Genomic DNA, 4812 nt, shown 5'->3' with positions numbered 1-4812 from the left:
CGCACGCCCGCGATGAGGCGGTCCTGGAGCGCCGCCAATCGCACGAGCCGCGCTTCATGCTCCGGCCCGGCGCATCGCGAGAGCGCCGCGGCGAATGCGACCGCGCCGGCTATGTTCTGCGTGCCCGAGCGCGAGCGCGGCGGCTCCCCGCCGTGGAAGAGCGGATCGATCGCGGCGTCTCGGCGGAGGAGCAGCGCCCCGACCCCCACGGGTCCGCCGATCTTGTGCGCCGACACCGATATCGCCGAGGCGCCAGAGGCGTGCAGATCGATCGGAGCCCGGCCGAGCGCGGCGACGGCGTCGACGTGCACGGGCACTCCGGCGTCCCGCGCGAGGCCGCACAATTCGGCCACGGGCTGCACGCTGCCGACCTCGTTGTTCGCCCAGATGAAGGAGACGAGCGCAACGTTTCCCGGCCCCTCTTCTGCGAGCGCCTCCGCGAGGACGTCGGGACGCAGCACGCCGTCGGCGTCGAGCGGCAGTCGGCGCATCCGAGCGCCCTGCTCCTCGCACAGCCATTCAGCTGCACCGATCGTCGCGTGATGCTCCCCCTCGGCGATGAGCAGGACGGGTGCGGATTCGCCCCCGATACCAGCGCGGCGGCGCGCCCAGTAGATGCCCTTCAGCGCGAGGTTGATCGACTCCGTCCCGCCGGTGTTCAGAATCGTCTCCGCAGGATCGGCACCGAGCAGCGAGGCGATCTGCTCGCGTGCCGCCTCGAGCCGTTCGCGCGCGGCCTGGCCGTGTCCGTGGGTCGATGCCGGGTTGCCGACGCCGCGGAGTGCGTCGAGGTAGGCGGCCAGCACCGACTCCGGCATCGGCGACGTCGCCGCATGGTCCAGGTAGGCTCGCACGATCCTTCCTCCGTCGCCCGTCATCCGCCGGCGCTCAGTACAGCAGGTTCGCCAGCCTCGTGCGTGCTGCGGCGACCCGCGGATCGGCGACTCCGACCACTTCGAAGAGCTCCAGCAGGCGCTCGCGGATCGCGGTGCGCTCATCGGCGTCCTCGCGCGCGGCGAAGAGATCGAGCAGGCGCAGGAACGCATCCTCGATGTGGCCGCCGGAGACGTCGAGGTCTGCGACGCGCAGTTGCGCGGCGATGTCCCCCGGATCGGCCGCAGCGGCCTGGCGGATCTCGTCCGCACCCGCGCCTGCGAGGCGCTCCAGCAGTTTCACCTGCACCAGCGCCGCGCGGGCCTCGTGATCGGCGGGGGCCTTGGCGAGCACCTGCTCGTACGCGTTCACGGCAGCCGCGAAGTCCCCGCGATCGAGCGCCTCGAGCGCCTCCGCGTGGGCGGGGTTGGCCTGGGGCGCATCGTCGGCTCCGGCGTCGCTCTCGCCATCGAGCTCCGGGGAATTCGCACGGCCGGCGACGCCCTGCTGAGCAGCGAGCTGCAGCAGCTGCGCGAACATCTCCCGCACCTGCTGCTCCGGGACGGCACCCTGGAACAGCGGCACGGGTCGGCCGCCGACGAGCGCCACGACCGTCGGGATCGACTGCGCCTGGAACGCCTGCGCGAGCCCCGGGTTGGCATCGACGTCGACCTTGGCGAGGACGATGCGCCCGCCGAGCTCTCGGGTGACCTTCTCGAGGATCGGACCCAGCGTCTTGCAGGGCTGGCACCATTCCGCCCAGAGGTCGACGACCACGGGCACCGCGCTCGAGAGCTGGACGGCCTGTTCGAAAGTCTGGTCGGTCAGGTCGATCACCAGCGAGGGCACGTCGACCACGGGGCCCTGCGATGACGGCTGCCCGTTCGCCGGACCGGTCGCGGAGGAGGCCTGCGCGGCCGCGGCGAGGTGGCTGAGGTCGACGGCGCCGCCGGGAATACGTTCGGGAATCTGCTGTGCCATGGTTACTTCTTACTCGCTCCCACCAGCTCCGTCGTATATCCGAGGAGCTGGATCTTCTCACCGCTGGTCTCGCTCGGCACGAAGAAGAGCAGCTGATGCGCCACGCGGCTCACGATCTGCTTCTGCGCGCCCTTCAGCCCCGAGAGCGCGGTCACCGCGCCGACCGCCTTGGGCTGGTAATCGCCGGTCTGCTTCTCGATCCGCGACTCGACCACCGTGGTGGCGACGAGCGCGCCGCCGACGCCGGTCGACAGGCCGGTCACCGAGGTGTCGGTCTGCGCGGCCTTGACCGAGTACCTCACGTCCACCTTGTCCTTCTGCGCGGCCTTCTTCGCCGCGGCGACCCAGGCCGCCCCGCTCTTCTTGATGATGGTGTCGTCCACCAGGTCGAAGTACTGGGCCGCATCCACTTCGTCGCCGCCTGCGAGAACCTCGGCGTACCGCTCGCCGACCTCGCCGGGCGGCAGCGCGAGCGTTCGGGCGTCCTCGGCGAGCAGAGCGGTGCCCTCCTCGACCGGGGCGGCGCTCGGCATGGATATCCCGCCGCGCAGCGCGAAGATGCGGCTGACCCGATAGTTCTCGTGCGGGCCGGTCTGGGTGAGGACCAGCGCGAGCGACGGCGAGGCGACCGGCGCCACCGACGCGTTCGCACCCTCGTCGTCCGCGGGCTCCTCGTCCCCGGTGTCCGGCGCTTCCGAGGCCACCGTCGCGAAGACCGTCCGCGGCCAGCCGTCCGTGCTCTGCACGAGCTCGTACTCGAGCTGCTCCGTCGTGATCCGGGGCAGCACGACCTCGTAGTCGGCGACCTTCTTGCGGATCTTGTAGTGCGCGGTCCGCTGTTCGAGGGCGTCACCGCTGAAGCGCGGCTCCAGCAGCTTCGCATCGAGACCGTCATCGCCCGCACCGGCCGTCGCGACGACGTCCTCGATGACGCGGTCGATCTGGCTCTGGAGGATGGGGACCGGAGCGACGTTGGCGGCGACGGCATCATCCGCACGCTCCTCGGTCGGCTTCGGAGACGGCGAGAGATCCGGCCAGTAGCTCGACGAGCAACCGCTCAGCACCAGGAGCATGGAGAGGCCGACGACGGGCGCCGCCACCCGCTTCGCGCGCGCGCGATCCACGGGCTTCTCGGATACCGATGAGGCGGTCGGCGGCCGGCGGCGAGCCATGTTGCGCAGCCCGACCAGAGGGCCGGACCGGCCGCGCCGCGGGCCCAGTCCGCGACGATCGTGGTCGACCGCCAGCAGGTAGAGGATCGCTCCGATCAGTGCGAAGAGGCCGCCTGCCGCCAGCAGCGGGCCGGCCCACGGTGTGCGATCGTTCTGCACCCAGACGACCGAGACCGTGCCGCCGTCGCCGAGCTCGGCCAGGACCGACTGGTCGGCGCCGAGGGACATCGCGGCGCGACCGGGACCCTGCTCGCTGAGCCAGAGGTCGCTGCCGCGCGGGTCGAGCTGCTCGAGCTCCTCCGCGCTCAGCTCGGAGGCCTGCGCGGGAACGGGTTCCTCGAACAGCCGCTCCCCCGCCGCATCCGCCGAGAGCACCGCATGGTCGAACGGCGCCACCCACGCCTCGACATCGGCGGTGGATCCGATCGCGGCGAAGGCGTTGGCCCCGCCGACCACCAGGTTCGCCTGGCCGGGCATTGCGTCGAACTGCTCGGCGGAGATGACGGCGTAGGAGACCCCCTGACTCGGCTCGGCCCGGAAGGTGATCTCGTCCGGACCGGCGAAGACGGTCCGCTGCCCGATCCCGAGCAGCAACAGGATGCCCGAAATCACGAGCGAGGCTATGGCAAGCCCGAATCGCACCTGGGTATCTCCTCACAAGTCTGGTTGCCGATCGGCCGGTCGTTCCCCCGAAGGTCCGGCGCCCGCAGGGTCGCGGGAAATCGACGATATGCCGACAACGCTACCCGAGCTTCCCGAAAACGACTGTCAGGGAACAACGAGGACCGGCGGCATTCCCGGGTCTGCGCGAATGCTCCGACGGTATGATGTCCGGGTCAGGGGAACTTCGCGCGCCATCGAGCTCGGCGCGCCCTACCCACCGATCGGCCGGAGGATCCGTGAGCGACGCAGAGTCCCAGTTCTCGACATCGATGCGCGGCTACAACCGCGCCGAAGTCAACGCGCGCGTCACCGCGCTCTCGCAGCACATCGACACCCTGCAGACGCACCTGCAGTCGCTGCAGTCGGCATACCAGGGTTCGGTGACCACGGCCGCCGAGCAGCAGGCGCTGATCGCGGAGCTGCAGGAACAGGTCGCCGAGCTGGGCGCATCGGGATACTCGGGGCTCGGCCTCCGTGTCGAGAAGAGCCTGAAGGTCGCCGAGGATCACGCTCAGAACCTGATGGCGCAGGCCGACATAGACGCCGAGCGGCTGCGCCGCAGCACCGAGGCCGAGACGAAGCGGCTGCTCACGCAGGCGCAGCAGCGCGCGGACGAGATGCTGACCAGCGCGACGGAGCAGTCGGAGACGATGCTGAGCAGCGCGCGCGCCGAGGCCGAACGCCTCACGTCCGGGACCCGCGCCGAGTCCGACCGGCTGCTGCGCGAGTCCCGGGAGACCGCGGATCTGCTCGACACGGGCAGCCGACGGGACAGTTCGGCGGCGCTCGAGGCCGCGCAGGCCGAGGCCCGTGCGTTGATCGCCGAGGCGCAGGCCGAGGCGGAGCTGCTCGCGATCGCCGCCCGCACCGAATCGGAGGAGCTGCGCGACGGAGCTCGAGGCCGACGCCGAGGAGGCGCGCGCCCGCTTCGAAGCGCAGACGCAGCGCGAGGAGGCCGAGCGCGAGGAGCGGCACTCCGAGCGGGAGCGCGAGCTCAACGCCGAGATGGACGAACTGCGCCGGACCCTGACGGACGAGATCGAGACGCTGCGCGAGCGGATCGCGCAGGAGCGAGCCGAGCACGATCGCGCGATCGCCGAGGAGTCGGACACGCACCGGCGTC

4 protein-coding genes are annotated in these 4812 nt (G+C 71.1%); 1 reads left to right on the top strand and 3 read right to left on the bottom strand.

The window, feature by feature from the left end; genetic code table 11:
• From ACFPZL_RS10085 to ACFPZL_RS10075, 3 genes are all read right to left on the bottom strand, one after another.
• Nucleotides 1-854 (bottom strand): cysteine desulfurase family protein (locus tag ACFPZL_RS10085; protein ID WP_382335291.1); only part of this gene is annotated, 854 nt, incomplete at its 3' end.
• Between the two features lie 34 nt (nucleotides 855-888).
• Nucleotides 889-1854: a tetratricopeptide repeat protein gene (locus ACFPZL_RS10080; protein WP_218114136.1), complete on the bottom strand. Its 966-nt coding sequence runs from the start codon at nucleotides 1852-1854 to the stop codon at nucleotides 889-891.
• A 2-nt stretch (nucleotides 1855-1856) separates the two neighbouring features.
• On the bottom strand, nucleotides 1857-3638 hold the full coding sequence (locus tag ACFPZL_RS10075) for a glycosyltransferase (protein WP_236021805.1): 1782 nt from the start codon (nucleotides 3636-3638) through the stop codon (nucleotides 1857-1859).
• Between the two features lie 287 nt (nucleotides 3639-3925).
• On the opposite strand from ACFPZL_RS10075, the gene ACFPZL_RS10070 reads away from it, so the two are divergent.
• A partial coding sequence (locus tag ACFPZL_RS10070; protein WP_382335289.1) for a DivIVA domain-containing protein occupies nucleotides 3926-4812 on the top strand: 887 nt, incomplete at its 3' end.

This window comes from Leucobacter soli, assembly GCF_042659205.1.
Lineage (GTDB): Bacteria > Actinomycetota > Actinomycetes > Actinomycetales > Microbacteriaceae > Leucobacter > Leucobacter soli.
This window is presented reverse-complemented; position numbering and strand designations above follow the sequence as displayed.